At 66.5% G+C, this 25,823-nt stretch carries 24 protein-coding genes and 1 tRNA gene; 10 read left to right on the top strand and 15 right to left on the bottom strand.

The window, feature by feature from the left end; all coding sequences use genetic code 11:
* The first annotated feature begins 279 nt into the window (after window positions 1–279).
* The 5 genes from D2V04_RS10485 (at window position 280) to D2V04_RS10465 (ending at window position 3,462) form a co-directional block, all read left to right on the top strand.
* Window positions 280–927: an energy transducer TonB gene (locus D2V04_RS10485; RefSeq protein WP_119513645.1), complete on the top strand. Its 648-nt coding sequence runs from the start codon at window positions 280–282 to the stop codon at window positions 925–927.
* A 77-nt stretch (window positions 928–1,004) separates the two neighbouring features.
* Window positions 1,005–1,805, top strand: coding sequence for a MotA/TolQ/ExbB proton channel family protein (locus tag D2V04_RS10480; RefSeq protein ID WP_119513644.1), 801 nt, complete (start codon window positions 1,005–1,007; stop codon window positions 1,803–1,805).
* A gap of 76 nt (window positions 1,806–1,881) precedes the next feature.
* A complete protein-coding gene (locus D2V04_RS10475) occupies window positions 1,882–2,415 on the top strand; it encodes an ExbD/TolR family protein (RefSeq protein WP_182849735.1) in 534 nt (177 codons plus the stop codon).
* A gap of 35 nt (window positions 2,416–2,450) precedes the next feature.
* Window positions 2,451–2,909: an ExbD/TolR family protein gene (locus tag D2V04_RS10470; protein ID WP_119513643.1), complete on the top strand. Its 459-nt coding sequence runs from the start codon at window positions 2,451–2,453 to the stop codon at window positions 2,907–2,909.
* 136 nt (window positions 2,910–3,045) lie between these two features.
* On the top strand, window positions 3,046–3,462 hold the full coding sequence (locus D2V04_RS10465; RefSeq protein ID WP_119513642.1) for an ExbD/TolR family protein: 417 nt from the start codon (window positions 3,046–3,048) through the stop codon (window positions 3,460–3,462).
* Window positions 3,463–3,476: 14 nt separating this feature from the next.
* On the opposite strand, the gene D2V04_RS10460 is transcribed toward D2V04_RS10465, so the two are convergent.
* The gene (locus D2V04_RS10460) at window positions 3,477–5,933 is read right to left on the bottom strand and encodes a ligase-associated DNA damage response DEXH box helicase (RefSeq protein WP_119513641.1); all 2,457 of its coding nucleotides are present in this window, start codon (window positions 5,931–5,933) and stop codon (window positions 3,477–3,479) included.
* A 221-nt stretch (window positions 5,934–6,154) separates the two neighbouring features.
* On the opposite strand from D2V04_RS10460, the gene D2V04_RS10455 reads away from it, so the two are divergent.
* On the top strand, window positions 6,155–7,015 hold the full coding sequence (locus D2V04_RS10455) for a BON domain-containing protein (RefSeq protein ID WP_228766373.1): 861 nt from the start codon (window positions 6,155–6,157) through the stop codon (window positions 7,013–7,015).
* Window positions 7,016–7,075: 60 nt separating this feature from the next.
* Here the strand turns inward: D2V04_RS10455 and D2V04_RS10450 are convergent, their stop codons facing one another.
* The 4 genes from D2V04_RS10450 to D2V04_RS10435 are packed head-to-tail and all read right to left on the bottom strand — an operon-like array spanning window position 7,076 to window position 10,477.
* Window positions 7,076–7,909 (bottom strand): DUF2059 domain-containing protein, encoded by an 834-nt coding sequence (locus D2V04_RS10450; protein ID WP_119513640.1) that lies wholly within the window; start codon window positions 7,907–7,909, stop codon window positions 7,076–7,078.
* A gap of 24 nt (window positions 7,910–7,933) precedes the next feature.
* Entirely contained in the window at window positions 7,934–9,337 is a 1,404-nt protein-coding gene (pgmG, locus tag D2V04_RS10445) for a phosphoglucomutase/phosphomannomutase PgmG (RefSeq protein WP_119513639.1), read from the bottom strand.
* A gap of 9 nt (window positions 9,338–9,346) precedes the next feature.
* Window positions 9,347–9,634 carry a J domain-containing protein gene (locus D2V04_RS10440; RefSeq protein ID WP_119513638.1) on the bottom strand — a complete coding sequence of 96 codons (288 nt, stop codon included), beginning with the start codon at window positions 9,632–9,634 and terminating at the stop codon, window positions 9,347–9,349.
* 3 nt (window positions 9,635–9,637) lie between these two features.
* Window positions 9,638–10,477, bottom strand: coding sequence for a division plane positioning ATPase MipZ (locus D2V04_RS10435; RefSeq protein WP_119513637.1), 840 nt, complete (start codon window positions 10,475–10,477; stop codon window positions 9,638–9,640).
* A gap of 58 nt (window positions 10,478–10,535) precedes the next feature.
* Here D2V04_RS10435 and panC point away from each other — a divergent pair, with 58 nt between their 5' ends.
* Window positions 10,536–11,396, top strand: coding sequence for a pantoate--beta-alanine ligase (panC, locus tag D2V04_RS10430; protein WP_119513636.1), 861 nt, complete (start codon window positions 10,536–10,538; stop codon window positions 11,394–11,396).
* 10 nt (window positions 11,397–11,406) lie between these two features.
* On the opposite strand, the gene D2V04_RS10425 is transcribed toward panC, so the two are convergent.
* On the bottom strand, window positions 11,407–12,303 hold the full coding sequence (locus D2V04_RS10425; protein WP_119513635.1) for an iron-containing redox enzyme family protein: 897 nt from the start codon (window positions 12,301–12,303) through the stop codon (window positions 11,407–11,409).
* A gap of 127 nt (window positions 12,304–12,430) precedes the next feature.
* Window positions 12,431–12,504, bottom strand: a tRNA-Gly gene (locus D2V04_RS10420).
* Between the two features lie 183 nt (window positions 12,505–12,687).
* Between D2V04_RS10420 and cysD the strand changes: the two genes are divergently transcribed.
* The 3 genes from cysD to D2V04_RS10405 are packed head-to-tail and all read left to right on the top strand — an operon-like array spanning window position 12,688 to window position 16,279.
* A complete protein-coding gene (gene cysD / locus D2V04_RS10415) occupies window positions 12,688–13,587 on the top strand; it encodes a sulfate adenylyltransferase subunit CysD (RefSeq protein ID WP_119513634.1) in 900 nt (299 codons plus the stop codon).
* Window positions 13,587–15,524 carry a sulfate adenylyltransferase subunit CysN gene (gene cysN / locus D2V04_RS10410; RefSeq protein WP_119513633.1) on the top strand — a complete coding sequence of 646 codons (1,938 nt, stop codon included), beginning with the start codon at window positions 13,587–13,589 and terminating at the stop codon, window positions 15,522–15,524. Before cysD ends, cysN begins: the two co-directional genes overlap by 1 nt.
* Window positions 15,525–15,541: 17 nt before the next feature.
* On the top strand, window positions 15,542–16,279 hold the full coding sequence (locus tag D2V04_RS10405; RefSeq protein ID WP_119513713.1) for a 3'(2'),5'-bisphosphate nucleotidase CysQ: 738 nt from the start codon (window positions 15,542–15,544) through the stop codon (window positions 16,277–16,279).
* A gap of 2 nt (window positions 16,280–16,281) precedes the next feature.
* On the opposite strand, the gene D2V04_RS10400 is transcribed toward D2V04_RS10405, so the two are convergent.
* The 8 genes from D2V04_RS10400 to pepN all read right to left on the bottom strand — a co-directional run bounded on the left by D2V04_RS10400 (window position 16,282) and on the right by pepN (window position 25,776).
* Window positions 16,282–16,860, bottom strand: coding sequence for an OmpA family protein (locus D2V04_RS10400; protein WP_182849734.1), 579 nt, complete (start codon window positions 16,858–16,860; stop codon window positions 16,282–16,284).
* A gap of 17 nt (window positions 16,861–16,877) precedes the next feature.
* Window positions 16,878–18,731, bottom strand: coding sequence for a cation:proton antiporter (locus D2V04_RS10395; protein ID WP_119513631.1), 1,854 nt, complete (start codon window positions 18,729–18,731; stop codon window positions 16,878–16,880).
* A gap of 66 nt (window positions 18,732–18,797) precedes the next feature.
* A complete protein-coding gene (locus D2V04_RS10390) occupies window positions 18,798–19,334 on the bottom strand; it encodes an adenine phosphoribosyltransferase (protein WP_119513630.1) in 537 nt (178 codons plus the stop codon).
* A 76-nt stretch (window positions 19,335–19,410) separates the two neighbouring features.
* Complete coding sequence (locus D2V04_RS10385) at window positions 19,411–20,271, bottom strand: cytochrome c1 (RefSeq protein WP_119513629.1); 861 nt, start codon at window positions 20,269–20,271, stop codon at window positions 19,411–19,413.
* A 27-nt stretch (window positions 20,272–20,298) separates the two neighbouring features.
* A complete protein-coding gene (locus tag D2V04_RS10380; RefSeq protein ID WP_119513628.1) occupies window positions 20,299–21,591 on the bottom strand; it encodes a cytochrome b in 1,293 nt (430 codons plus the stop codon).
* 17 nt (window positions 21,592–21,608) lie between these two features.
* Entirely contained in the window at window positions 21,609–22,196 is a 588-nt protein-coding gene (petA, locus tag D2V04_RS10375) for a ubiquinol-cytochrome c reductase iron-sulfur subunit (RefSeq protein WP_119513627.1), read from the bottom strand.
* A gap of 180 nt (window positions 22,197–22,376) precedes the next feature.
* The gene (gene pgeF / locus D2V04_RS10370) at window positions 22,377–23,078 is read right to left on the bottom strand and encodes a peptidoglycan editing factor PgeF (protein WP_119513712.1); all 702 of its coding nucleotides are present in this window, start codon (window positions 23,076–23,078) and stop codon (window positions 22,377–22,379) included.
* A 43-nt stretch (window positions 23,079–23,121) separates the two neighbouring features.
* Window positions 23,122–25,776, bottom strand: coding sequence for an aminopeptidase N (pepN, locus tag D2V04_RS10365; protein WP_119513626.1), 2,655 nt, complete (start codon window positions 25,774–25,776; stop codon window positions 23,122–23,124).
* Window positions 25,777–25,823: the final 47 nt, after the last annotated feature.

Here is a 25,823-nt window from a genome sequence, read left to right as displayed (position 1 = left end):
GCGGTTAACCGATAAAGCGTTTGCGCCCCTAGGGCATCGAAGCTAAAGCTCGCGGCAGTTTGCCGCAACAGACAACAAGATGTGCGGCAAACCGGCCCATGCTGGCCTCGCGGCGCCTGGGCCCATCGGCCTTCGCGTTTTTCGAAGTTCGGCCGGCAGGGTGGACATTTGGGATTGCCCTCTGGCAAGGGATTTGCTTGTCGTGAGGAGAATTGCCGGGGCTACCCTCGGCGAGAGACGATGGAGTGATGCGACTGAATGGCCTACGCTGACCAACAAATGAGCGGGAACCGGGTCGTCGCCCTGGTCATAGTGGCGATCGTCCATATCCTGATCGGATATGCGCTGATCACCGGTCTGGCCTACGAGGCGGTTACCCAGGTGGTCGAACGCGTGACGACGGTTGATATCGAGGAACCGCCGCCACCCGAGCCGGAAGACGAGCCGCCGCCACCGCCCGAACCTGACACCGCACCGCCGCCGCCGGTCGCACCGCCGCCGCCGATCAGTATCGCGCCGGCTCCGCCGCCGATCCGGACGCAGCCGACGATTCCGCCGCCGGCACCGCCCGTTCTGCGCGTGCCGCCGCCGGCCCCGCCGGCTCCGCCGCCACCCCCGCCGCCGCGGTTCCCGCCGAAGAACCCCGAGCCGCGGAACAATCCCGGCAGCTGGGTGACGACGTCGGACTATCGTAGCAGCTGGATCAGCCGCGAATACACCGGCACCGCGTCGTTCACCGTACGCGTGGGAACGAACGGCCGTGTCGAATCGTGCTCGATCACCGGTGGTTCTGCACCGTCGGAGCTCAAGGAAGCGACTTGCAACCTTATCGAGCGGCGCGCCCGCTTCCGTCCGGCGACCAACGGCAACGGTGACGAGGTCTCTGGGACCTACTCGAGCACCGTTCGCTGGGAGATCCCGAACTAGCTGCTTCCCGCCGCCGCGCCAGGCGCGGCGGCGAGACACTTCTTCCCAATCTACTTCTTTCTGAGAGGACTTTCGCAATGCTTATCGAACTTCTTGCCGCCGCCGGAGAGGCTGCCCCCCAGAACTCCTTCGGCTTCCTGGAAGCCATGGAACAGGGCGGCGTGATCGCCTGGTCGATCTTCGGCGTGCTCGTCATCATGTCGGTCGGATCGTTCTACATTCTGATTACCAAGCTGCTCGAGCAGCGGAAGATTTTCAGCGAGTACAAGAACGTGCGCGGCCAGTTCTGGCGCGCGGGCACCCTTCGTGAGGGCGCCACCAAGCTCGACAAGAACAGCGCATGGCGCCAACTCGTCGACGACGGCCTCGCCGCTGAAGACGCGCACAGCAAGATGACCGACAGCCTCGAAGCGCACGACTGGCTGCACGGCTCGCTGGCGCGTTCGGAAGCGTCGATCAACTCCAAGCTCGCGGGCGGCCTGCCGTTCCTCGCGACCGTCGGCGCGACCGCACCGTTCGTCGGTCTGCTCGGCACCGTCATCGGCATCTACCGCGCGCTGATCAACATCGGCATCGCCGGCTCGGCCTCGATCGACAAGGTCGCCGGTCCGGTCGGTGAGGCGCTGATCATGACCGCCATCGGTCTGCTCGTCGCCGTTCCCGCGGTGCTCGCCTACAACTGGCTGCAGAGCCGCAACAAGCGTATCGCCGAGCTGCTTTCGGGCTTCTCGACCGACATCCTCGCGAACATCAATTCGAAGGGTGCGGTGAAGCCGGCGGTGCTGACCAAGACGTCGACCCAGCAGGCGGGCAAGGCTGCGGCCACCGCTCCGGCGACCAAGCCGGTTGCGGGCACGACCACCACGACGAAGCGCTGATAGAGCCGTGACACCGGGTCGGTTGCGGCCGGCCCGGTGTGACCTTCGAAATAGACAAGTTGGATAGGATATAGTCATGGCGATTTCGACGGGAGGCGGCGGCGACGAAAGGCCGATGTCGGAGATCAACACTACGCCGCTCGTGGACGTGATGCTGGTGCTCCTCATCATCTTCCTCATCGCGGTGCCGGTTGCGATCCAGACGATCGAAAAGCTCCGCATCCCGGTGTTTGAATCGACCGAATCCAAGGACAAGGTCGAGAACCTGCAGCTGACCGTGAGCACCACCGATGCTGCCGGCCTCAGTGCAGGCGAACCGGGTTTCGCAGGCGCGTCGCGTGAAGGCGAATGCCGGGTTTACTTCAACAACACGACCCCCGTGGATTCGCAGGAACTCTACGACCGGGCGTTCGAGCGGCTCGACGCGATCGTGCAGCGCGCCGGTGGCCCCGAGGCGATCATGGAGGATCCCGACAAGATCCCGCAGGTCCACATCCGCGGCGACGTGAACGCACCGTGGCAGTGTGTCGCGGGCGCGATCTACAACGTCCAGGCGGCCGGTTACCCCACGATCGGCTTCATCTCGAACCCCGTCGATCCGAACGCGTGATCCGGTCCGCGGATAGAAATCAGGAGTAGCCAACCATGGCAATGTCAGGCGGCCGCGACGACGGCACCCCGATGATGGAGATGAACACGACGCCGCTGATCGACGTCATGCTCGTGCTCCTCATCATGTTCATCATCACGATCCCGGTTGCGACGCACTCGGTCGACATCGATCTTCCGGCGCCGAACCCGAATCCGCCGCCGGAAGACCAGATCGATCCGATCAAGAACAAGATCGTCATCACCCAGATGGGCGAGATCCTCTGGAATGGGGATGCGATCGATCAGAGCGAACTGGTCCGCAATCTCGAGATCAGCAAGTCGATCGACCCCGAGCCCGAACTGCAGTTCGAGCCGGAGCAGTTCGCGAGCTACGATCTCTCGGCCAAGGTGCTGAACATCATCAAGGTTTCCGGCGTCACCAAGTTCGGTTTCGTCGGCAACGAGAAGTACCGGACGTTCAACACCGGTGGTCCGGCCAATCCTACCGGCTGATCCGGACGCACAACGAACACGATAAAGGGGGCGGAGCGATCCGCCCCCTTTTTTGTTGCATGCGTCAGGCCTGTGGGTGCAATTGGCGACTCCGCTATGTTATGGTATGATGTTCCATAACTGTGGGAGAAGTGCGATGCGAGGACCCGACAGCCGCCCCCTGGGCGAGATCAACACCACCCCGCTCATCGACGTAATGCTCGTCCTCCTGATCATGTTCGTGATCACTATTCCGGCGGCGACCCATTCGGTCGAAGTGGACCTGCCGCGCGACTGCACGAATTGTCCGGCGATCAACAAAGTGAAGAACCGCATCGTCATCGACGGCGCCGATCGGGTCCTATGGAACGGCAGTGCCGTGAACAGTGCGCAGCTCGGTGCACTTCTGGCGGAAACCCGGCGCATGCCGGTCGAGCCGGAACTGCAGTTCGAACCGGTATCGCACGCAAGCTACGACGCGGCGGCACGCACGCTGCACGCGATCGAGACGGCGGGAATCACCCGCTTCGGTTTCGTCGGCAACGAGAAGTACCGGACCTTCGCCGCGCGCTGAGCAGGACCAGGGTTCTAGTCTGCCTCGTCTTCCGCCGCATCCACCCGCATCGCGGCGGCAGCGAGGCTCTCCGCCTCCAGCAGAAGCTCCTCGTCGACCGACCCCTGTGGCAACGCCTCTCGCCCGATCATCGTCATGACCGGCACCGCCAGCGGGCTCACACGATCGAGTTCGACATGGACCAGTTGCTCGGCCGACCGCTCGAGCAGGCTCGCGAGACGTCCGACGTCGGTCAGACGTGCGCGCGCATCGGCCCACGCGGCCTCCAGCAGGACGTGATCGGGCTCGTACTTGCGCAGCACGTCGTAGATCAGGTCGGTCGAGAAAGTGACCTGCTTGCCGGTCTTGCGCTTGCCGGGATGCTGACGCTCAACGAGCCCCGCGATCACCGCAACTTCGCGGAACGCGCGGCGCAGCAGGTGCGAATCCTGCACCCAGTCGACGAACTCGTGCGCGAGAATGTCGGGCGACAGTAGCGGAGCAGGATCCGCGACCGGCTTCAAGCCCCATACGGCGAGCGAATAGTCGTTGGCGACGAAGCCGCCGGGCAGCAGCCCGCGATCCTCCATCCGACGCGTGATCAGCATGCCGAGGCTCTGGTTCGCGTTCCACCCTTCAAAAGTGTAATAGACGCTGTAGTGCTTCTTCGCGTGCGGGAAGCTCTCCACCAGCAGTTCGCCCGGGCCGGGCAAGCGGCTGCGCCAATCCTGCACTTCGAGCCATTCGCGTACATCGTCGGGGAAGCGCGCCCAGCCCGCACGATCGACCAGCATCGCCTGCACCCGCTCCGCCAGGTGCGTTGTCAGCGGCAGCCGCTGGCCGCCGTAGGAAGGGATAGTGGCCGACTTCTTCGCGGCGCGCACGGTGACTTCCATATCCTTCACCCGCTCGACCTCCAGGCTCATGCCGGCAAAGAAGAACGTATCGCCCGGCGAGAGCGAGGCGGCGAAGCGCTCCTCCACTTTGCCGAGCTGGCGGCCATTCTTGAACCGCACGGTGAGCATTTCCGAATCGACGATGATCCCCGCGTTCATCCGATGCCGCTGCGCATGTTCCGGGTGTGTCAGCCGCCAGACGCCGTTCCGGTCCCGGACGATGCGCTTGAACCGGTCGTATGCCCGCAGCGCGTAACCGCCGTTCTCGACGAAGCCCAGCACGCGCTGCCACACGGCCTCATCGACCCAGGCATAGGCGAGCGAGGCACGCACTTCCGCCAGCAGCGCCTTCTCGTCGAACGGCGCGGCGCAGGCACAGGCCATGACGTGCTGCGCCAGCACATCGAGCCCGCCCGGGCGAAAGTCCTCGCCGTCGCGCTGCCCCTGATCGACAGCGTCCTTGGCCGCGGTCGCCTCGAGAAACTCGAAGCGGTTGCCGGGCACGAGGATGGCCCGGCTCGGCTGGTCCAATCGGTGATTCGCTCGCCCGATGCGCTGGAGCAGGCGCGAGGAACCCTTCGGCGCGCCCATCTGCACCACGCAGTCGATATCTCCCCAGTCGACGCCGAGATCGAGGCTGGCCGTGGCCACCAGCGCGCGCAGCTCGCCCCGCGCCATCGCCCCTTCGACCTTGCGCCGCGCCTCCTTCGACAGCGAACCGTGGTGGATACCGATCGGCAGATTGTCGTCGTTCACCTCCCACAGGAGCTGGAACACGAACTCGGCCAGAAAGCGCGTGTTGGTGAAGACCAGCGTGGTCCGGTTGCGCTGGATCTCCTCGTAGAGCTGCGGAATCGCCCAGCGCCCCGCGTGCCCGCCCCAAGGCACGCGCTCCTCCTCCGGTAGGAGGATTTCGACCTCCGGCGGCGCGCCCTTCTCCCCCTCGACCAGGGCGACCGAGTCGATCTCGCCCCAGGGGGCAAGCCATTCGCGGAAACCCTCCGGATCAGCGACCGTCGCCGAGAGTGCCGCGCACTGCATAGCCGGGGCGATCGCCTGCAGCCGCGTGAGCGACAGCGCGAGCAGATCGCCGCGCTTGCCGGTCGCGAAGGCGTGCACCTCATCGATCACAATACGCTTAAGCCCGGCGAACATGGCGAAGCTCTCCGGATAGCTGAGCAGCAGCGAGAGCGATTCCGGTGTCGTCAGCAGGATATGGGGCGGCCGCCCGCGTTGGCGCCGCTTGCGGTCGGCCGGGGTATCGCCGCTGCGCGTCTCGATCCGCAGCGGCAGGCCCATCTCCTCGACCGGAGCGAGAAGATTGCGCTGCACGTCGTGCGCGAGCGCCTTGAGCGGCGAGACGTAAAGCGTGTGCAGTCCCTCCGGCGGCGCACCGCCCGCGAGCCGCGAAGGGCAGAAATCCGCCAGCGTCGGCAGGAAGCCCGCCAGCGTCTTGCCCGCCCCCGTATCGGCCACCAGCAGCGCGTGCCGCCCTGCCTCGCTCGCCGCCAGCATATCCGCCTGGTGCCGCCGCACCCGCCAGCCGCGCGCGTCGAACCAGGCCGCGATCTCGGGCGGGATCTGCGCCTCAGGCATGTGCGGAGCGACGGTCGTGCATGGCTTCCACTGCACCAGATTCCCGTGCGATGCGAAAGGTTCCGGTGATCGCACGGCGCCCCATCGCCGAAATGCGGTTCGCATGCGCCCGGCCGGGCAACGATCGGTGCGCTCACGCATTGATTTCATGCAGCAGGGCGACGCGGCCCTTCTCCCAGGGCGCCGCGCCGGAGATTCCCGAGAACCTTCAGGAGAGACCGATGGCTTACAGGAACGATTATCGCCCGGGCGACCGATACGGCGACCGGCGCCGCGGCAGCTACGACCGCGAGGACTACTATACGCAGGCCGAACAGTTCGAGGCGGACCGCTACGGACAGCCGGACTACCGCGAGCATCGCTATGACGAGCCGCTTACGCCCCAGATGGACGAACGCCGCAGCTACCGCGACGATTATAGCGGTCCACAGAGCCGCGGCTGGCGCGAGCAGGAGCGCGACGATCCACACGGCGCGCGGCAGTCCCGCTATCACTCGAGCTACGGCCCCGCGCGGTACGACACCGGCGAAGGGCGCGGCTTCTCCAGCTTCACCGCGATTGACCAGGCCGGCGGCGACTTCTCGGCCGGCAATCGGCTGCCTTACGGCGGATACGGTGCTGGGTTCGGCGGCATGTCGGCCGCCTATGGATCGGGCACATACGATGCGGAGCCGCGCCGCGGCTTTACCGACCGCTACGAGGAGCGAGGCTTCCTCGACCGCGCGGGCGACGAGGTCGCGAGCTGGTTCGGCGACGAGGACGCCGCGCGCCGCCGGCGGATGGATCACCGCGGCCGCGGCCCGGCCAATTATACCCGTTCGGATCAGCGCATCCTGGAGGACGTGTGCGATACGCTGACCGACGACTGGGATCTCGATGCCAGCGGGATTCAGGTGTCGGTCGAGAACGGCGAGGTCACGCTCGACGGCACGGTGGACAGCCGCTTCGACAAGCGCCGTGCGGAAGACTGCGCAGAAGACGTGTCCGGCGTCGGACATGTGCAGAACAACCTGCGGGTCGACCGGCGCAGTTACCGCAGCGAGAATGCCGGCAGGACGCTGGACGAAAATACCGAGATCTGATCCACCTCGGACCTCTGTCGTTGCAAAGCGAAGGGCCCGGCGATCCGGGCCCTTCTTGCATCACACGCCGTCGCCGGCATCTTCGCTTTCGGCAGCTTCGACCTCGGCCGCGTTGGCCCTCAGGTCCGCCGCCGGTACTCCGAGCAGCTCCGACAAACGCTGCAGCTCGGCATCGCTCAGGTCGGACATCTTGCGCGGCTCCGGCAGGTCCGCCATGCGCTGTTGCATCTGCTCCATCATCGCCGGCATCATCTCGAGCACCGCGGGCATGACTTCGTTCATGGCGGACATGACCTGCGGGTCGGCATAGATGAGCATCGATTCCGCGGCATATCGGCCGCCCACCGGTGTCTGGAAGAAGCGATCGAGCTCGGCAAGATCGGAGGGCTCGAAGCGCACGGCGTAGGCGCGTGCCAGCCCCTCGCGATAGGACGGCTCGATCCGCTTCATCACATCGCCCATCATCTCCATCATGACATCCGAGGCGACCGCGTTGCGGCGCTCGTACGCGGGATCGACGATCGCCATGACTTCGCCCAGCTTCGCCTCGCCCATCGCGGCGACCTGCGACTGTTCCATACCGGCGATGGCGGCAAGCTGCGCGACCGGAATCTGCGCCATCGAGCCGAGGATCGAATCCATCGTCGGCCCCATCATCTCATCCATCATCCGTGCGTAAGTGCCCGGCGGAAAGATATGCGCGACGACGGCCTGCGCCATCGGCAGGCGCGCCTCCTGCTCGGGCGTGAGCGGCTCGGCCGGGAACATCTCGCCGAACGCGGACGCCAGCGCCTCTATGTCCTGCGATGTGTCGGCAGGCGGCGGACCCTCGTCCTGTGCCTGCACGGGCACGGCCGCAAATAGCAGGATGGTCGCCAGAATACCATTCTTCATCGTTCCTCCCTTTCCATGCGGGATCTAGTGTCCTGCCTGCGCCCCGCGTTCCAAGCCCGAGAGCGCGAGCTGCTCGTCGATCTGCGCCATCAGCCGACCGAGCCCCTCCTCGTTTTCGCTTTCGGCGCGGGCGACGAGGACGTCCTGCGTGTTGGAGGCACGCAGCAACCACCAGCCGTCCGCGGTGGTCACGCGCACCCCATCGGTGCCGTCGACGTCCGCAGGGCTGTCCGCCAGTCGCGCCTTGACCTCGTCAATTGCGGCGAACTTGCGCGTCTCGTCGACCTGGAAGCGCATCTCGGGGGTATTGACCATCGCCGGCATCGCGCCGCGCAACTCGGTCACGGAGCGGCCGAGCCGCGCGCTCGCAGCGAGCAGGCGGACGCCGGCATAGAGCGCGTCGTCGTAACCGTAGTAATCGTCGGCGAAGAACACGTGCCCGCTCATCTCGCCTGCGAGCGGTGCGCCGGTTTCCTTCATCTTGGACTTGATCAGCGAATGGCCGGTCTTCCACATCACCGGCTGCCCGCCGTGCTGCGAGACGTGGTCGAACAGCGCGCGGCTGGCCTTCACGTCGGCGATGACCGTCGCATTAGGTAGTCTTGCGAGGAGGTCTTCGGCGTAGATCATCAGTAACTGATCACCCCAGATCACGCGGCCTTCGCCGTCGATCGCGCCGATGCGGTCGCCGTCGCCATCGAACGCGATGCCGAAGTCGAGGTTCTTCTCCGCGACGAGCGCGCGCAGGTCCGCCAGATTCGCTTCGACCGTGGGATCGGGATGATGATTGGGAAAGTCGCCGTTGACGTCGGTGTAGAGGAGGTAATGCTCGCCCGGAAGGCGGGCAGCGAGCGCCTCGAGCGCGGGCCCCGCGGCGCCGTTGCCGGCGTCCCAGCCGACGCGCAGCCCCTCGAGCGCGGTCGGCTCCACACCGCCGAGGCCGGAGAGCAGTCGCTCGACGTACTCCTCCAGGATCGCGCGTTCCTCGATCGTCCCGGTTCCGTCGCACCAGGCACCGTCCGCAGCGACGCGGCCGAGCCGCTGGATATCCTCCCCGAAGAACGGCCGTCCCTGAAAGACCATCTTGAAGCCGTTGTAGTTGGGGGGATTGTGGCTGCCGGTTATCTGAATGCCGCCGTGTACTTCTTCGGCTGAGGCTTCGGCGTAGTAGAGCATCGGCGTCGGCCCCATGCCGACCCGCACGACATCGCACCCACTGGCCGTGAGCCCTTCGATCAGCGCGTGCTCCAGCGTCGGCGAGCTTACGCGGCCGTCGTAGCCGACCGCGACCTTGCTGCCGCCGGCCTCGCGCAAGAGAGTGGCGAAGCTGCGTCCGATCGCGCGCGCGTCATCAGGGCCGAGCGTTTGGCCGATGATACCGCGGATATCGTATTCGCGCAGGATGGTCGGGTCGAAGTTGTAGGCCATATGCTCCCTTCAGCGTTGGTCGGTCAGTTCGTTGAGCAGGAGGTCGCGCGCGGCATTCGCCTCGTGCACCTGATCACTGGTCCCGCCCCTGTCGGGGTGGACCATGGCCACCAAACGCTTGTGGGCTGCGATTATTTCCCCGCGATCGGCACGAGCACCGACGCCCAGCAGCTTGCGCGCCCGGTACAGCGCCTGACTGCGCGTCGAAACCGGCTGCAGGTAGGCCCACGGCCACTTGCCGAAGATCATCCGGCAGCCGATCGCCACGACCGCAAGGATGACGATCAGCCGCAGCATGGGTCAGGCCGGCTCCAGCTCTGCCGCCTTGCTCGCCGGTGCGGGCAGGTTCAGGCCGGCGACCAGCGAGCGCAGCTCCTGCCGCGCGACGAGATGGCTGGTGCCGAGCTCGCCGAGGTGCCCCTTATCGAGCAGCGTCAGGCCGGAGGGGAAGAGTTCGCGGTAGATCACGCGCTCCGACAGGCCTCGCGCCACGCGAAAGCCAGCCCGCTTCGAGAGTTCGGCAAGCGCCCGCTCGATGCGCTGCATGTTGCGCGCCTCGACGTGGCCGGTGCGGTTGCGCACGACGACCCAGTCGATCTCCTGCCGGCGCTCGAGCGCACGCGTCTTGCGCGTGTCCCAGATCAGCTCGGCATAGAAGCTCAGACGGCGGACCTTGAACGTCTCGGGGTCGACCTGGCCGATCAGATCGAAATCGACGAAGCTGTCGTTGAGCGGCGTGACCAGCGTATCGGCTCCGATCGCGGCATGGCGCGCGAGCGGATCGTCGCGCCCGGGCGTATCGATGACGATGAAGTCCGCCCCCTCGCCCAGCCGTTCGAGCGCCTCGTCGAACTCCTGGGTCGACTGTCCGCGGAACACCTCGCACCGTGCGCTGGGCAATGCAGCGTTCCGCCGTTCCTCGGTCTCGGCGCGATTTTCGAAGTAGCGGTCCATGGTGCGCTGGCGCGAATCGATGTCGAGCGCGGCGACCTTGGCCCCGCGATAGGCGAGCGCAACTGCCACGTGGACCGCAGTGGTCGACTTGCCGGTCCCGCCTTTCTCGTTGGCGAACACGATCCGGTGCGGGCGGCGCTGCGACACTTTGGCGGACACTACGGCAAGCTTTCTGTCTGTTGTCATTGCCGGGCGCCAGCGGCTAAGCGGCCCCCGCGCTCGCTTTATCGGAGGCCCCGGAGACGTGCAAACCGCGACCGAGCTTGATGTGTTGAGAACGGCCGTCGCGGCCTTCCGCGATGCCGGCGAAAGCCTGGCCCTGGTGCCGACGATGGGCGCGCTGCACGAGGGGCATCTGACGCTCGTGCGCGAAGCCAGGGCGCGTGCAGACCGCGTCGCGGTATCGATCTTCGTCAACCCGACGCAGTTCGGTCCGAACGAGGATCTCGACGCCTATCCGCGCCAGATGGAGGAGGACGCGCGCCTGCTGGAGGCGGAGGGCGTCGACCTGCTCTGGGCACCGAATGTCGCGCAGATGTATCCGGAAGGGTTCGCCACGACGATCTCGGTCGCCGGCGTGAGCGAGGACTTCTGCGGCGCGACCCGCCCCGGCCATTTCGACGGGGTCGCGACCGTCGTCTGCAAGCTGTTCAATCAGGTGCGGCCCGATGCCGCGCTGTTCGGCGAGAAGGACTGGCAGCAACTCGCGGTGATCCGCCGCATGGCCCGCGACCTCGACCTCACCGCTCCGCACGTGGATGCCATTCTCGGTGTGCCGACCGTGCGCGAAGCGGACGGGCTCGCGATGTCGAGCCGCAACCGCTACCTCTCGCCCGAGCAACGCGAAGCGGCGGCGACGCTGCCCCGGGCGATGCGCGAAGCGATCGAGCGGATCGAGGCGGGCGCGGACGTGCGGGCCACCATGCAGGCGCTGGAGCAGGCCCTGATGGAGGCCGGCTTCTCCTTGGTCGACTATGCCGCCATCGCCGATACGGCGAGCCTCACGCGGCTGGACCGTCTCGGCGAGGCCCCGGCCCGCCTGCTCGTCGCTGCGCGGATCGGCGGCACGCGCCTGATCGACAATATGGCCATCGGCAAGGCGTAACCGGCGGCCCTCAGCCCCATAGCTGCGTGCGATAGGCCTCGAAGCAGCGCTCGCCGCACTTGAGCCGGATCAGCGCGCCTTCTGCCATCGCAGCGGCGCGCGCCGGATCCTCTTCTACCGCAGGGCGGATCGCTTCGCGGTTCCAGTCCTCGCTATGTTTGACGTCGAGCACGGCATGGAGCGCAAAGTAGCGCCGTTCCTTGCCCGAGAAGCCGAGCCGCCGAAGGCCTTCGGTGACCAGCGCCGCCCGGCCGGGCGCGGTAAGCTCGATAACGCCGAGGGCGCCGACCGAGTGCCAGGCGTAGCGCCGATTGACCGCCATGGCCGTCATCGCGTTGGCAAGCGCCAGGCTCTCCCACACGGTGTTCTCGATCACCGGATCGACCCGGAGCGTCTCGACCAGCGCGTCGAGCATCGGCCCGTGCATGCCCTTCTCGACACCGTGGCCCATCTCGTCCCAGTAGTTGCGGGCGAGTTCGAGCTTGGGGCGCACGGGCAGCTTGACCTGCGTCATCGCCACGAGGTCGTCGAAGCCGGCCTCTCCGGCCGCTTCCTGTTCGAAGAACCAGCGGAACTGGTCGATATCCGCCTCTTCCGCCAGCCACGGAAACAGCGGGTCGCCCTGGCCGGGACCGGTGTCCTTCAGCCCTTCGAACCAGTCGACGAATCCATCCGGATCGGTCGGCGCCTCCGCCGCTTCGGCGCTGACTTCCGCCCGCAGGCCTTCGAGGAATGCGCCTTCGAGCCGCTGCATCCGCACGTCGCGCTCGAGCTCGCGCTGCCATGCCTCGCCAGGAAATCCGGGTTGCAGGCGCTCGCGGTTCCAGTGCGCGAGCCCGCGCTGGAAGCTGTCGGTCAGAAACTGCGATCGCTGCGGTTCGCTGCGATCGATAAATCGGGTCGCCATCAAAAAATCTCCTTTGCTCAAGGCAATGGGCCGCGCCCGGTCTTGGTTCCGAGCTCGAGGAGAACTACCGATGGCGTGCGCACACCGACCGCACAGAGGGGCGGAGAAAACGTCGAAAGGGGAAGAATGGAGCGGGTAGCGGGAATCGAACCCGCATAACCAGCTTGGAAGGCTGGGGCTTTACCACTAAGCTATACCCGCTTGGTGCCGATCCGCTTGCCATCATCCGCGCGGATTCGTCAACATCCCGTTTGCGGCTGCCGGCGCGGGACACGATCGCTTCGTCCCTTTCAAGCAAATCCCTTTTGCCCTTCGGCACCGATCCTTTAGCCAGTCCTGCGTCCCTTCCCCTGTCTTGCAGAGATCGCATTCGAGACATTGTCGATGCATTTGACACATTTGGAGCGGCTTGAGGCCGAGAGCATACACATTATGCGGGAGGTTGCGGCGGAGGCGTCGCGGCCTGTGATGTTGTATTCGGTGGGCAAGGACAGCGCGGTGATGCTGCACCTGGCGCGCAAGGCGTTTTATCCCTCGCCGCCGCCGTTTCCGCTGCTGCATGTGGATACGACCTGGAAGTTCCGCGACATGTACGCGCTGCGCGACCGGATGGCGGAGACCGCAGGCATGGAGCTGCTGGTGTGGCGCAACCCGGAGGCGCTGGAGCGCGGGATCAACCCGTTCGACCACGGGCCGCTGCACACCGACATGTGGAAGACGCAAGGGTTAAAGCAGGCGCTCGACCACTACGGCTTCGACGCGGCCTTCGGCGGCGCGCGGCGCGACGAGGAGAAGAGCCGGGCGAAGGAGCGGATCTTCTCGTTCCGCACCGCCAGCCACGGGTGGGACCCGAAGAACCAGCGCCCCGAGCTGTGGAACCTCTACAACGCGAAGAAGGCCAAGGGCGAGAGCATCCGGGTATTCCCGCTGTCCAACTGGACCGAGCTCGACATCTGGCAGTACATCATGGCCGAGGGGATCGAGATCGTCCCGCTCTACCTCGCCGCGCCGCGCCCGACTGTGGAGCGCGACGGCCTGCTGCTGATGGTCGACGACGAGCGTTTCCCGCTGGAGCCGGGCGAGGAGCCGGTCATGCGCTCGATCCGCTTCCGCACTCTCGGCTGCTATCCGCTGACCGGCGCGGTCGAGAGCGAGGCGGCAAGCTTGAGCGAAGTGGTGCAGGAGATGCTGCTGACCACCACCAGCGAGCGCCAGGGCCGCGCGATCGACAAGGACGAAGGCGGCGCCGGGATGGAGAAGAAGAAGCAGGAGGGGTATTTCTGATGACCCACGACGCTTCGCCCGAGCCCGCCTACCGGGCCGACAGCCTGATCGCCGAGGATATCGACGCCTATCTCGAGCAGCACCAGAACAAGGGGCTGCTGCGGTTCATCACCTGCGGCAGCGTGGACGACGGCAAGTCGACCCTGATCGGACGGCTGCTGTACGATTCGAAGATGATCTTCGAGGACCAGCTCGCCAGTCTGGAGTCGGATTCGAAGAGGGTCGGCACCCAGGGGCAGGAACTCGACTTCGCGCTGCTGGTCGACGGCCTCGCCGCCGAGCGCGAACAGGGCATCACGATCGATGTCGCCTACCGCTTTTTCGCGACCGAGAAGCGCAAGTTCATCGTCGCCGACACGCCGGGCCATGAGCAGTACACGCGCAACATGGTCACCGGCGCCTCGACCGCCGATCTCGCGGTGATCCTGGTCGATGCGCGCAAGGGCGTGCTGGTCCAGACCCGGCGCCACTCGTACCTCGCGCACCTGATCGGCATCCGCCACCTGGTGCTGGCGGTGAACAAGATGGACCTGGTGGACTACGACCGGGACACCTTCGAGGCGATCGTCGCCGATTACCGCGCCTTTGCCGAGGAGATCGGCATCGAGGATTTCACCGCGATCCCGATCTCGGGCTTCAAGGGCGACAACATCACCGCCGCCCCCTCGCCCAATACGCCCTGGTACGAAGGGCCGAGCCTGGTCGAGCATCTCGAGACGGTCGAGATCGCCAATGCCGCAGCGCAGGCGCGCGGCTTTCGCATGCCGGTGCAATGGGTCAACCGCCCCAACCTCGACTTCCGCGGCTTCTCCGGACTGATCGCCGGCGGCACGGTGAAGCCGGGCGATACGGTGCGCATCGTGCCTTCCGGCAAGACCAGCACGATCAAGTCGATTGTCACCTTTGACGGCGAGCGCGAGGAAGCGGTCGCCGGCCAGTCGGTGACCTTGACCCTCGCCGACGAGATCGACTGCTCGCGCGGCGATGTCATCGCCGCGGCGGGCGATCCGCCGCAGGCCTCCGACCAGTTCGAAGCGACGATCGTGTGGATGAGCGACGAGGCATTGAAGCCCGGGCGCGGCTACTGGCTCAAGCTGGCCGCCCAGACCGTGACCGCCACGGTGCAGGAGCCCAAGTACGAGATCAACGTCAACGCCGTCGGAAGTCCGGGGGAGCATCTCGCGGCCAGGACGCTCGGCCTCAACGCCATCGGTGTCGCCGAGCTGCGCACCGAGCGGCCGATCGTGTTCGAGCCCTATGCCGACAGCCGAGCGCTGGGCGGGTTCATCCTGATCGACAAGATGACCAATGCGACCGTGGGCGCCGGCATGCTGCACTTCAGCCTGCGGCGTGCGCAGAACGTCCACTGGCAGCCGGTCACGATCGATCGTGAGGATCACGCAGGCCTGAAGAACCAGCGCCCGCGCGTGCTGTGGTTCACCGGGCTTTCGGGATCGGGCAAGTCGACCATCGCCAATGCGGTCGAGCAGAAGCTCAACCTGATGAACCGGCACACGTTCCTGCTCGATGGCGACAACGTGCGTCACGGGCTCAACAAGGACCTCGGCTTTACCGAAGCCGACCGGATCGAGAACATCCGCCGGGTGGGCGAGGTCGCCCGGCTGATGACCGATGCCGGCCTGATCGTCCTCACCGCGTTCATCAGCCCGTTCCGCGCCGAGCGGCGCATGGTCCGCGAGATGATGGAGGACGGCGAGTTCATCGAGATCTTCGTCGACACCCCGCTCGATGTCGCCGAAGCACGCGACGTGAAGGGCCTGTACAAGAAGGCGCGCGAGGGCACGCTGAAGAACTTCACCGGGATCGATAGCCCTTACGAAGAGCCCGAGAACGCCGAGATCCGCGTCAACACCGTCGACATGAGCGTCGAGGAAGCGGCCGACTACATCGTCTCCAGGATCCTCCCCCTGAAGTGATCGAGGGCGCAATGACCATGACGGACGCCGAACTCGCCGCGCAGATCGCCGCTGCCGCCGGGCGCATCCTGATCGAAGTGCGCGAGAACGGGCTGTTCGAAGGCAAGGCGCTCGGCAGCGCGGGCGACGAGGTCTCGAACCGCTTCCTGCTGCACGCCTTGCATGCCCAGCGGCCCGACGATGGCGTGCTGTCGGAAGAAAGCCGCGATACGCTGCTCCGGCGCGAGAAGTCGCGGGTATGGATAATCGACCCGGTCGACGGGACCCGCGAGTACGGCGAGAAGCGCGACGACTGGGCGGTCCATGTCGGGCTCTCCATCGACGGCGAAGCCAAAGTGGGCGCGGTCGCGCTGCCCGGCCTGAACGGCGGCGTCGTGCTGCGCAGCGACCGGGTCGCTCCGCTCCCCGAACCCGCCGCCACACCGCGCCTCGTGGTCAGCCGCACCCGGCCTGCCAAGGAAGCGCTCGCCGTCGCCGAGGCGATCGGCGGCGAACTCATCGCCATGGGCTCCGCCGGCGCCAAGGCCATGGCCGTCGTGCGCGGCCAGGCCGAAATCTACCTCCACTCCGGCGGACAGTACCAGTGGGACAACTGCGCACCCGTCGCCGTCGCCAAAGCTCACGGCCTCCACTGCTCACGCATCGACGGCTCACCCCTCCTCTACAACCAACCAGACACCGAACTCCCAGACCTCCTCATCTGCAGAACACAATGGACCGAACGGGTGCTCGAGGAAGTGCGCCGGATCGGCTGACCCTAGTCGACCTGCGAGGTCGCGTGGGATTGCGCCGCTTCGCCTTCGTCCGCTTCTTCAGCCACAACATCGGGCAGCGCAATCGAGACATCGACGCGCCGGTTGGCCGCGCGGCCTGCCTCGTCCGGCGTTCCGTCGAGCTTGGCATTGGGCGCGATCGGGCGCTGCTCGCCGATGGCAATCACGGTGATACGCTCCTCGGCCACGCCGTGCTCGACCAGCCAATCGCGCACCATTTCCGCACGCTTGCGGGACACACGCAGGTTGGCCTCGTCGTCTCCGCTCGAATCGGTATGGCCGCGCAGCACGATTGCGCCGCCTTCCGCCATCTGCGGCGATTCGAGGATCGTTTCGAGATCTTCCAGTGCCGCTGCCGACAGTTCGCCGCCGGCTTCGGCGAAGGTGACGCTCGCTTCCAGAGGCTTGAGCTCCGGCTCCGGCCGTTCGATCTCGACGTCGGGCCGGATGATCGACGCCGGGGTCGGCGGCACCTCGGGGGTCGGCTCGGGCGGCGGAGGCGGTTCGCCCCGGTCGCAGCCCGCCAGAGCGATCGCCGCCGTCATCGCGACCAATGGTCTCATCATGTCGGTCCTCATCATCATGCCGGTTGCGTCCCCCCCTCGCCTTTTCCCGGCCGCTCCGCCTGATCACCCGCCGTCCGGCTCTTGGGCGGGGTGAAGGATATGACGGTGTCGCCAGGGCGGGGCTCGGGACGCGAAGCGTGGGTGAAGAAGCGCAGCGTGCCGTCCTTGCGCAGCAGGAGCAGCAGGTGGCCGGATTCCGGCAGAAGTTCGCGCGCATCCTCGAACTTGAACTCGTCGGACAGCTTGGTCTTGCGGAAGATCCAGCCTTGCGCCTGGCGCTCGTTGACGTCGGCCACGCCGAAACCCGATTCGAACAGCGCGCGGCCCCGCAGCGACGGCGGAATGGCGTGGCGGTCGTCTTCGCTCACCGCCTCGCCGAGCTGGTACACCGTGTCGCGGCCGATCTCGTAGGCGAACTCGTTGCACACGAGCGTGTTGTAGGCTTCGTTCTCGGTCGCGGCGACGAGCACCTGAAACGGGGTGAGATCGAGATTGTGCTCGGTCGCTTCGTTGAGGATCTCGCCGTGATAGAACGGCAGGCCCGCACGCCGCGCGGGGGCAAGCCGCTGCCAGCTCGAATCGACCACCATCACCGGGGTCTTGAGCGTGTGCATCTCCTGCGCGAGGGCGATCGTCCAGGGCGTGCTCCCCACGATCAGGAGGCCCGGGCGCGAACTGCCCTTTACCCCCAGCCAGCGCGCCACGAGGTCGATCGTAAAACCGTGTGCCACGATCGTCACCACCACCACCGCGAAGCTGAGGCCGATCAGGACTTCACCGTCGGCGTAGCCGAGCTCCGACAGGCGCAGGGCGAAGAGGCCGGAAATCGCGACCATGACGATGCCGCGCGGCGCAATCCATGCAAGCAGCAGCCGCTCGTTCCACGGCACCGAGCTGAACAGCAGGCTGATGAGAATGGTCAACGGGCGCACGAGGAACAGCAGCGCGAGCAGGAACAGCCCGAAGCGCCAGTTGAGGTAGCTCAGTTCCTGATAGTCGAGCGAAGCGGACAGCACGATGAAGATGCCCGAAACCAGGATGAGCGCAATGTTCTCCTTGAAGTGATGGATCGAGCGCAGGCTGGTGACGTTCATGTTGGCAAGCGCCACGCCCATCACGGTGACCGCCATCAGCCCCGCTTCGTGCTCGATCGCGTTCGACAGCACGAACACGCCGATGACGAGCGTCAGGAGCACCGGCGCCTTGAGATACTCGGGAACCAGCCCCCGAGGGAACGTCCAGGCGACGACCCGGGCTGCGGCATAGCCGATCCCGCCCGCCAGAAGGACGGCGATGATCATCGGCGGGACGACCTCGAAAAGCGTCGCGTCGGGGGCGGCGGCGGTCAGGCGGAAGTATTCGTAGGCGATCACCGCGCACAACGCGCCGAGCGGATCGTTGACGATCGCCTCCCACTTGAGCGTGGCGGCGGGGCGCGGCTGGATCTTCGACTGGCGGAGCAGGGGCAGGACGACCGTGGGGCCGGTGACCACGAGAATACCGCCGAACAGGATCGCGACGGGCCAGACCAGTCCCGCCACATAGTATCCCGCAAGACTTCCGAGCAGCCAGCCGATCGGTACGCCGAACAGCACCAGCCGCCAGACGCCGTCGCCCGCGTGGCGCAGCTCGCGCAGGTCGAGATTGAGACCGCCTTCGAACAGGATAAGCGCAACACCGATGGCGACCATCGGCTCAAGCAGCTCTCCGAATGCGGCTTCCGGATCGAACAGGTCCAGGATCGGCCCGGCGAGGAAGCCGGCCGCGAGCATCAACACGATCGCAGGCCAGCCCGTGCGCCAGGCAATCCACTGCGCGCCAATGCCGAGCACGCCGACGAGCGCGATGACGAATGCCTGTTCTTCCATTACCCCCCGGGTGATCGTGTGGGCCGGCCTCGCACTAGCAATGCGCGGGCTCGCCGTTCTATCCCGCTATTTGCCCGCGAAGTCCATCAGCGCCTCGACGGCGACGCCCGCCGCGCGCAACTTCGCGGCCCCGCCCAGCTCGCGAAGATCGATCGCGAACAGCGCGTGCTCGACCCGCGCGCCGGCCCCGCGCAGCAGTTCCGCGGCCGCGAGCGCGGTGCCGCCGGTGGCGATCAAATCGTCGACGATGACGACATTCTGGCCCGGAGCGATCGCGCCCGGATCGATCTCCAACCGGTCGCTGCCGTATTCGAGTGCGTAGTCGATGCCGATCGTGGCGACCGGCAGCTTGCCCGGCTTGCGCACCGGCACGAAGCCGATCCCCAGCCGGACGGCTACGGCGGCCCCGAAGATGAAGCCGCGCGCTTCCATCCCCGCGATTGCCTCCGCACCAGCCGCCCGTGCGCGCTCCGCCAGATGCTCGACCGCCGCAGCGAAACCTTCGCCGTGCGCGATCAGCGTGGTCACGTCGCGAAATTGGACGCCGCGCGCGGGGAAGTCCGGCACCGTGCGGACCAGCGCCTTGAGGTCGTCGGGGCTCATCCGGTCCTCCCGAAATGAAAGCGCCCCTCGCATCGCCGGGATGGAGGGGCGCAATCGCGTTTCGCGGGCGAGGAGATCAGTCGTCCTTGCGCCCGGGCGTCATGCTCGACCAGACCTGCTTCTTGGCGAGGAAGGCGAGGATCGTCGCGAAGATCAGGAAGCCCAGCACCGGCCAGCCGGTCTGACGCCGCTCGACCAGCTTCGGCTCGGCGGTCCAGGTCAGGAAGGCAGCCACGTCGGCGGCCATCTGACGGATGGTCGGCTCCGGATTGCCTTCGGCGTAGGTCACCTGACCATCGGCGGTCAGCGGCGGCGCCATCGCCAGGTTGAGGTTCGGGAAGTAGCGGTTGAAGTGGAGGCCCGTCGGCGTCGTGAAGTCGGGGAACTCCTGCTTCAGCTCCGCCGGGATCGGGCCGAAGCCGGTCAACAGGGAGTAGACGTACTCCGGCCCGTGATGACGCGCCTTGGTCATCAGCGAGAGGTCGGGCGGAACCGCATTGTTGTTCGCCGCCGCCGCCGCGACCGCGTTCGGATAGGGCGAGGGAAAGTAGTCGGTCGGCAGGCCCGGGCGGAACGTCGCTTCGCCGGTGTTCGGATCGATGCCCGGCACCTGGTAGCTCGCCGCCTCGGCCTTGATCTGCCCTTCGTCGTAGCCGAGCCCCGCGAGATCGCGGAAGGCGACGTACTTGAGGCTGTGGCAGGCGGCGCAGACTTCCTTGTAGACCTGGTAGCCGCGCTGGAGCTGCGCCACGTCCCAGGTTCCGAGCGGACCGTCATGCGCGAAGCCGCCCTCCGGGCTGTGCGGTGCGAGGTGGAACTCGTGCTCCGCGGTGTGCTGCGCCTCTTCGGTCGCCCAGGTGTAGGCGCCGGTGACGAACGCCAGCAGCACGACGAAGCTGAAGCCGAGACCGACGAGGATTGCGATAGGCCGGATCATTGCGTTTCTCTTTCTCTCGTCCTCAACTCAGGTCGCAGGCGTCGTGTTTTCGCCGAGCACGGCCTTCTTGTCCGATCCCAGCACCGCTTCGGTGATCGAATAGGGCAGCGGCTCGGGCTTCTCGAACGAGGAGACCAGCGGCAGGATCACCAGGAAGTGGAGGAAGTAGTAGGCCGTCGCGATCTGGCTCAGCATCACGTAGGGTTCTTCGGCCGGGGCGCCGCCGCAGTAGAACAGCACCGCCATCACCGGGATCAGACCGAACCAGAAGAACTTGCGGAACAGCGGACGATAGTGACCGCTGCGCACCGGCGAACGGTCGAGCCAGGGCAGGAAGAACCACATCAGGATCGCTGCGAACATCGCCAGCACGCCCCACAGCTTCGCCGGCAGGATGAAGTCGAAGGTGAAAGCGCGCAGGATCGCGTAGAACGGCCAGAAGTACCATTCGGGCACGATGTGCGCCGGGGTCGAGAGCGGGTTCGCCTCGATGTAGTTGTCCGGGTGACCGAGGTAGTTCGGCAGGAAGAAGAGCATCACCGCGAACAGGACCAGAACCACGCCGAGCCCGAAGCCGTCCTTCGCCGTGTAGTACGGGTGGAACGGCACGGTGTCGCTCTCGCCCTTAACTTCCACGCCGGTCGGGTTGGAGGAGCCGGGGATGTGCAGCGCCCAGATGTGCAGGATCACCACGCCGGCGATCACGAAGGGCAGCAGGAAGTGCAGGCTGAAGAAGCGATTGAGCGCCGCGTCGTCGGGCGCGAAGCCGCCCAGCAGCCAGACCTGCAGCGGCTCGCCGACCACCGGGATCGCGCCGAACAGGCCGGTGATGACCTTCGCGCCCCAGAAGCTCATCTGGCCCCACGGCAGGACGTAGCCCATGAACGCGGTCGCCATCATCAGCAGGAAGATCACCACGCCCAGCAGCCACACCATCTCGCGCGGCGCCTTGTAGGAGGAGTAGTAGAACCCGCGGAAGATGTGCAGGTAGATGACGATGAAGAAGAAGCTGGCGCCGTTGGCGTGGGAATAGCGCATCAGCCAGCCCCAGTTCACGTCGCGCATGATGTGCTCGACTTTGCCGAAGGCGACCGTCGCATCGGCTGCATAGTGCATCGCCAGCACCACGCCGGTGACGATCTGCAGCACCAGGAAGAACCCGGCGAGGACGCCGAAATTCCACATGTAGTTGAGATTGCGCGGCACCGGATAGCCGGCGCCCACCGCGTTGTAGACGAGCCGCGGCAGGGGCAGCTTCTCGTCGAGGAATTTCATGACCGGATTGGCCGGAGTGTATTCCTTGGCCCAGGGGAAGCTCATGTTCTGTCTCTCGCTCCTCAGCCGACCGTGATCACGGTGTCGGAAGTGAATTCATACTCCGGCACCTGGAGGTTGAGCGGTGCCGGGCCTTTGCGGATGCGCGCGGCCGTGTCGTAGTGGGAGCCGTGGCACGGGCAGAAATAACCGCCGAACTCGCCCTTGTTCTCACCTTCGGCGGCACCCAGCGGCACGCAGCCGAGGTGGGTGCACACGCCCATCGTGACGAGCAGGTCCTGATGCCCTTCCTTGGTCCGCTCGGCGAGCGTCTGCGGATCGCGCAGCGACGATATGTTGACCGCGTTCGCTTCCGCGATTTCCTTGTCCGTCAGGCGGCGCACGAACAGCGGCTGCTTGCGGAAGATGGCCTTGATCGCCTGGCCCGGCTCGATCGCCGACACGTCGACTTCGGTGCTGCTTTCCGCGAGGACGTCGGCCGAAGGCGCCATCTGGCTGATCAGCGGATAGAGCACCGCCACCCCGCCGAAACCCGCGGCGCTGACCGCCGCGATATTGATGAAGTCGCGCCGGCGGACCCCGTCATCGCCCCCCTCAACCTGGGGTTCGGCGACTATATCGGGTGTCGCGGCGCCAGTCGTATCAGCCATTAGCCCTGCCTTGATTCAGACGTGTCTTGCCCGGATCCGACCCCGCTGCCGATGGAGAGAACCCCCATGCGGCCGCAACCTGCGCAAGAGCAGGCGAGGCCCCCTGCGGTGCCGGTTTGCGCGGCCTGTAGACTCGAAAGCCAGCGCTGCCAACCGCCTTTTTGGAAATGCGGAATGCTCTCAGCGCGCTATCCCCACGAGCGAGATCAGCCGCCCGTAGGTCGCTTCTCCCTGGTGCGTCGCGCGGCGATAGGAGTAGAAGCGCGCGGGATCGGCGTACGTATCGAGACCAAGGGCTTCGGCCGTGCCGACCCCCGCCGCTTGCAACCGCGTGACGACGTAGCCGGGCAAGTCGAACTGCCAGCGGCCCGCCTCGCCGGGCGCGAAGAAGCGGGCGTCCTCATCCCCGAACTGCGCGCGGAAACTCTCGTCGACCTCGTAGCTGGCCTGCGCGATGCACGGCCCCACTGCCGCCGCGATCCGCGTACGCTGGGCCCCGAGTGCGACCATTGCGTCGACCGTGTTCTCGATCACGCCGGCATGGGCCCCGCGCCAGCCCGCATGTGCCGCGCCGACCACGCCCGCGGCGTGATCCGCCAGCAGAACCGGTGCGCAGTCCGCGGTGACGATGCCGAGCAGCGTCCCCGGCCGCCGCGTGACCAGTGCATCGGCCCGGGGCCGCTGGTCGTCGCCCCACGGCTCCTCGACCACCACGACACCGGACGAGTGAATCTGGTGGACGCTGACGAGGTCGGCGCCGGGCAGGACGGTCTCGACCGCCAGCCGGCGGTTCTCGCGCACCGCCTGCGGATCGTCGTCCGCACCGAAGCCGCATTGCAGCCCCGCGGCCGGCCCCTTCGAAACGCCGCCGCTGCGGGTCATGAACCCGTGCGGCACCTCGCCGAGCAGCTCCGATCGCAACGCCTCAGCCAAGCGACCGGGTTACCTGCTCGTGGGTATCGCGCGAGAGCTGCGGCGCGGCCGCGATTCGTTCGAGTTCGGCCCGCATCAATGCCGCACGTCCCGGCTCCATGCGCCGCCAGCGGCCGAGCGGGGGTACGAAGCGTGCCGCCGTCTGCGCGTTGATCGGGTCGAGTTCGAGGATCAGGTCCGCTATCATGCGATAGCCCTCCCCGCTCGCCGCGTGGAACGCGTGCGGATTGCCGGCAAAGGCCATGTAGAGCGCGCGCACCCGGTTCGGGTTGCGCAGCGTGAAGTCCTCGTGCTGGCGCAGCGCCCTGACATGCTCGATCGCGTCCGGGTGGAGCGACATCGCCTGAAGGCTGAACCACTTGTCGATTACCAGCGGGTTCTCGCGGTAGCGGCGATAGAAGTCGATCAACCGATCGGTCCGCGCGGCGCTGGGAAGGCCGGCGAGGACCATGAGTGCACCCTGCCGGTCGGTCATGTTGTCGGCCGCGTCGTACTGGTCCGCCGCGAGATCCGCCGTCTGCTCCGGGTCACCCGCAGCAAGGAGCGATAGCGCCAGCGTCTTCACCTTGCGCGCACCGCGGGCGTCCCTGTCGAGACTGTAGGGCACGCTGCTCGCCCGCGCGTGGATGTCGCGCAGCTCGCGTCCCAGCTCGCTCGCCAGCCATGCCTTGAGGCTCTCGCGCTCGGCATGGATGCGGCCGGGATCGGCGACCAGCATCTGCTCGGCCAGGTAGGTCTCGCCCGGCAGTACCATCAGCTCGCCGCGCATGAGATCGTCGAGCGCAGGATCCGTAAGGATCGCAGCCAATGCCTCGCGGATTGCCGCGCGGCCCTCGCCCCGCTCGCCCTCGTCGAGCCCTTCGCCAGCAGCCGCCACGAGATGGCCGACGACCAGTTCCTGCATCGCTTCCGAACGCGCAAAGGCGTCGTCGTCGCGCGCGGCGAGGAACACGAGATCCTCCCGCGGAACGTGCCGCTCGATCGACACCGGGGCGGAGAAGCCGCGGTTGATCGACAGCACGGGCGGCTGCGCAAAGCCCTCGAACGCGATGGTCTTCTCGGCCCCGTCGAGCATGACGAGCCGCTCGCCCCCGTGCGTGGCGCTCTCGCGGTCGAACAGCGCGAGCTTGAGCGGGATCGGCATCGGGTGCTTGGCCGGCTGGCCCGGGGTCGGCGGCACCTGCTGGCGCAGCGTAAGCGTTGCGACGTCTCCGTCGTGCGAGACGACGGCGCTCACCTTCGGCGTGCCCGCCTGCGAATACCACAGGCGGAACTTCGCCAGATCGAGCCCCGCGCCGTCTTCCATCGCTTTGACGAAATCCTCGCAGGTCGCCGCCTCGCCGTCGTGGCGGTCGAAGTAGAGGTCGGTGCCCTGCCGGAACGCCTGTGGACCGGCCATGGTCCGCATCATGCGGATGACCTCGGCGCCCTTGTTGTAGATGGTCGCGGTGTAGAAGTTGGAGATCTCGCGAAAACTGTCCGGCCGGATCGGATGCGCCAGCGGCCCCGAATCCTCGGGAAACTGGACCGAGCGCAGCACGCGCACATCCTCGATCCGCTTGACCGCCTCGCCCTGCATGTCCTGGCTGAAGAGCTGGTCGCGCAGGACCGTGAAGCCTTCCTTGAGCGAGAGCTGGAACCAGTCGCGGCAGGTCACGCGGTTGCCCGACCAATTGTGGAAGTACTCGTGCGCGATCACCCCCTCGATCGCGTCGAAATCGCCGTCGGTCGCGGTTTCGGGGTCGGCCAGCACGTACTTCGTGTTGAAGACGTTGAGGCCCTTGTTCTCCATCGCTCCCATGTTGAAATCGCCGACGGCGACGATGTTGAACAGGTCGAGATCGTATTCGCGCCCGAACGTCTCCTCGTCCCATTTCATCGATTTCTTGAGCGATTCCATCGCATGCCCGGTGCGCGGCAGGTCCTCGGCGCGAACCCAGACGTTGAGTGCGACCTCGCGCCCGCTCATCGTGGCGAAGCTGTCCGAACGGGCGACGAGATCGCCCGCGACCAGCGCGAAGAGATAGCTCGGCTTGGGCCAGGGATCATGCCACTCGGCCCAGTGCCGGTCGCCCTCGCCTTCTCCTTCGGCGACCTTGTTGCCGTTCGACAGGAGGACCGGGAACTGCGCCTTCGAACCTTCCATCCGCACGCGGTAGATCGAAAGCACGTCGGGCCGATCGGGGAAGAACGTGATGCGGCGAAAACCCTCCGCCTCGCACTGCGTGCAGAGCATGCCGTTCGAAGCGTAGAGACCCATGAGCTGCGAGTTGGCGGACGGATCGATCTCGGTGACGATCGCGACCTCGTGCGCCTCGCCCGGCAGAGGGAGCATGAGGTCGCCGCCGTCCATGGTCCAGTCGTTCACCAGTTCACCGTCGACCGCGACCGAGAGGGGCTGCAGCCCGTCGCCGTTGAGACGGATGATCTGCGATGCATCGGCGCGGGCATTGCGCGCGACAGTGAGCGTCGCGGTCACCCTGGTCGCCTCGAGCCCGAGATCGAAATCGAGCGCGATTTCAGGCACCAGCCAGGGAAACGGCCGGTAATCCTCGCGCCGGATCAGTGGCGGCTCCTTTGGCTCGGGCGCGGCGTCGGCGAGCTGCGGATTTCCGTCGGGCGTCGAGGGTGTGCGTGCGATGTCCATGGCGATCCTCCTAGGCGGTTTCGCTGCGGGCGTCATCGGCTAGAACG

The organism is Pelagerythrobacter aerophilus (assembly GCF_003581645.1).
GTDB lineage: Bacteria > Pseudomonadota > Alphaproteobacteria > Sphingomonadales > Sphingomonadaceae > Pelagerythrobacter > Pelagerythrobacter aerophilus.
This window is presented reverse-complemented; position numbering and strand designations above follow the sequence as displayed.

What these genes read in the sequence shown, in the direction of transcription:
- D2V04_RS10485 (WP_119513645.1), top strand. Translation starts at nt 280, where the DNA reads ATGAGCGGGAACCGGGTCGTCGCCCTGGTCATAGTGGCGATCGTCCAT.
- D2V04_RS10480 (WP_119513644.1), top strand. Translation starts at nt 1,005, where the DNA reads ATGCTTATCGAACTTCTTGCCGCCGCCGGAGAGGCTGCCCCCCAGAAC.
- D2V04_RS10475 (WP_182849735.1), top strand. Translation starts at nt 1,882, where the DNA reads ATGGCGATTTCGACGGGAGGCGGCGGCGACGAAAGGCCGATGTCGGAG.
- D2V04_RS10470 (WP_119513643.1), top strand. Translation starts at nt 2,451, where the DNA reads ATGGCAATGTCAGGCGGCCGCGACGACGGCACCCCGATGATGGAGATG.
- D2V04_RS10465 (WP_119513642.1), top strand. Translation starts at nt 3,046, where the DNA reads ATGCGAGGACCCGACAGCCGCCCCCTGGGCGAGATCAACACCACCCCG.
- D2V04_RS10460 (WP_119513641.1), bottom strand. Translation starts at nt 5,933, where the DNA reads ATGCCTGAGGCGCAGATCCCGCCCGAGATCGCGGCCTGGTTCGACGCG.
- D2V04_RS10455 (WP_228766373.1), top strand. Translation starts at nt 6,155, where the DNA reads ATGGCTTACAGGAACGATTATCGCCCGGGCGACCGATACGGCGACCGG.
- D2V04_RS10450 (WP_119513640.1), bottom strand. Translation starts at nt 7,909, where the DNA reads ATGAAGAATGGTATTCTGGCGACCATCCTGCTATTTGCGGCCGTGCCC.
- pgmG (WP_119513639.1), bottom strand. Translation starts at nt 9,337, where the DNA reads ATGGCCTACAACTTCGACCCGACCATCCTGCGCGAATACGATATCCGC.
- D2V04_RS10440 (WP_119513638.1), bottom strand. Translation starts at nt 9,634, where the DNA reads ATGCTGCGGCTGATCGTCATCCTTGCGGTCGTGGCGATCGGCTGCCGG.
- D2V04_RS10435 (WP_119513637.1), bottom strand. Translation starts at nt 10,477, where the DNA reads ATGACAACAGACAGAAAGCTTGCCGTAGTGTCCGCCAAAGTGTCGCAG.
- D2V04_RS10425 (WP_119513635.1), bottom strand. Translation starts at nt 12,303, where the DNA reads ATGGCGACCCGATTTATCGATCGCAGCGAACCGCAGCGATCGCAGTTT.
- cysD (WP_119513634.1), top strand. Translation starts at nt 12,688, where the DNA reads ATGCATTTGACACATTTGGAGCGGCTTGAGGCCGAGAGCATACACATT.
- cysN (WP_119513633.1), top strand. Translation starts at nt 13,587, where the DNA reads ATGACCCACGACGCTTCGCCCGAGCCCGCCTACCGGGCCGACAGCCTG.
- D2V04_RS10405 (WP_119513713.1), top strand. Translation starts at nt 15,542, where the DNA reads ATGACGGACGCCGAACTCGCCGCGCAGATCGCCGCTGCCGCCGGGCGC.
- D2V04_RS10400 (WP_182849734.1), bottom strand. Translation starts at nt 16,860, where the DNA reads ATGAGACCATTGGTCGCGATGACGGCGGCGATCGCTCTGGCGGGCTGC.
- D2V04_RS10395 (WP_119513631.1), bottom strand. Translation starts at nt 18,731, where the DNA reads ATGGAAGAACAGGCATTCGTCATCGCGCTCGTCGGCGTGCTCGGCATT.
- D2V04_RS10390 (WP_119513630.1), bottom strand. Translation starts at nt 19,334, where the DNA reads ATGAGCCCCGACGACCTCAAGGCGCTGGTCCGCACGGTGCCGGACTTC.
- D2V04_RS10385 (WP_119513629.1), bottom strand. Translation starts at nt 20,271, where the DNA reads ATGATCCGGCCTATCGCAATCCTCGTCGGTCTCGGCTTCAGCTTCGTC.
- D2V04_RS10380 (WP_119513628.1), bottom strand. Translation starts at nt 21,591, where the DNA reads ATGAGCTTCCCCTGGGCCAAGGAATACACTCCGGCCAATCCGGTCATG.
- petA (WP_119513627.1), bottom strand. Translation starts at nt 22,196, where the DNA reads ATGGCTGATACGACTGGCGCCGCGACACCCGATATAGTCGCCGAACCC.
- pgeF (WP_119513712.1), bottom strand. Translation starts at nt 23,078, where the DNA reads ATGACCCGCAGCGGCGGCGTTTCGAAGGGGCCGGCCGCGGGGCTGCAA.
- pepN (WP_119513626.1), bottom strand. Translation starts at nt 25,776, where the DNA reads ATGGACATCGCACGCACACCCTCGACGCCCGACGGAAATCCGCAGCTC.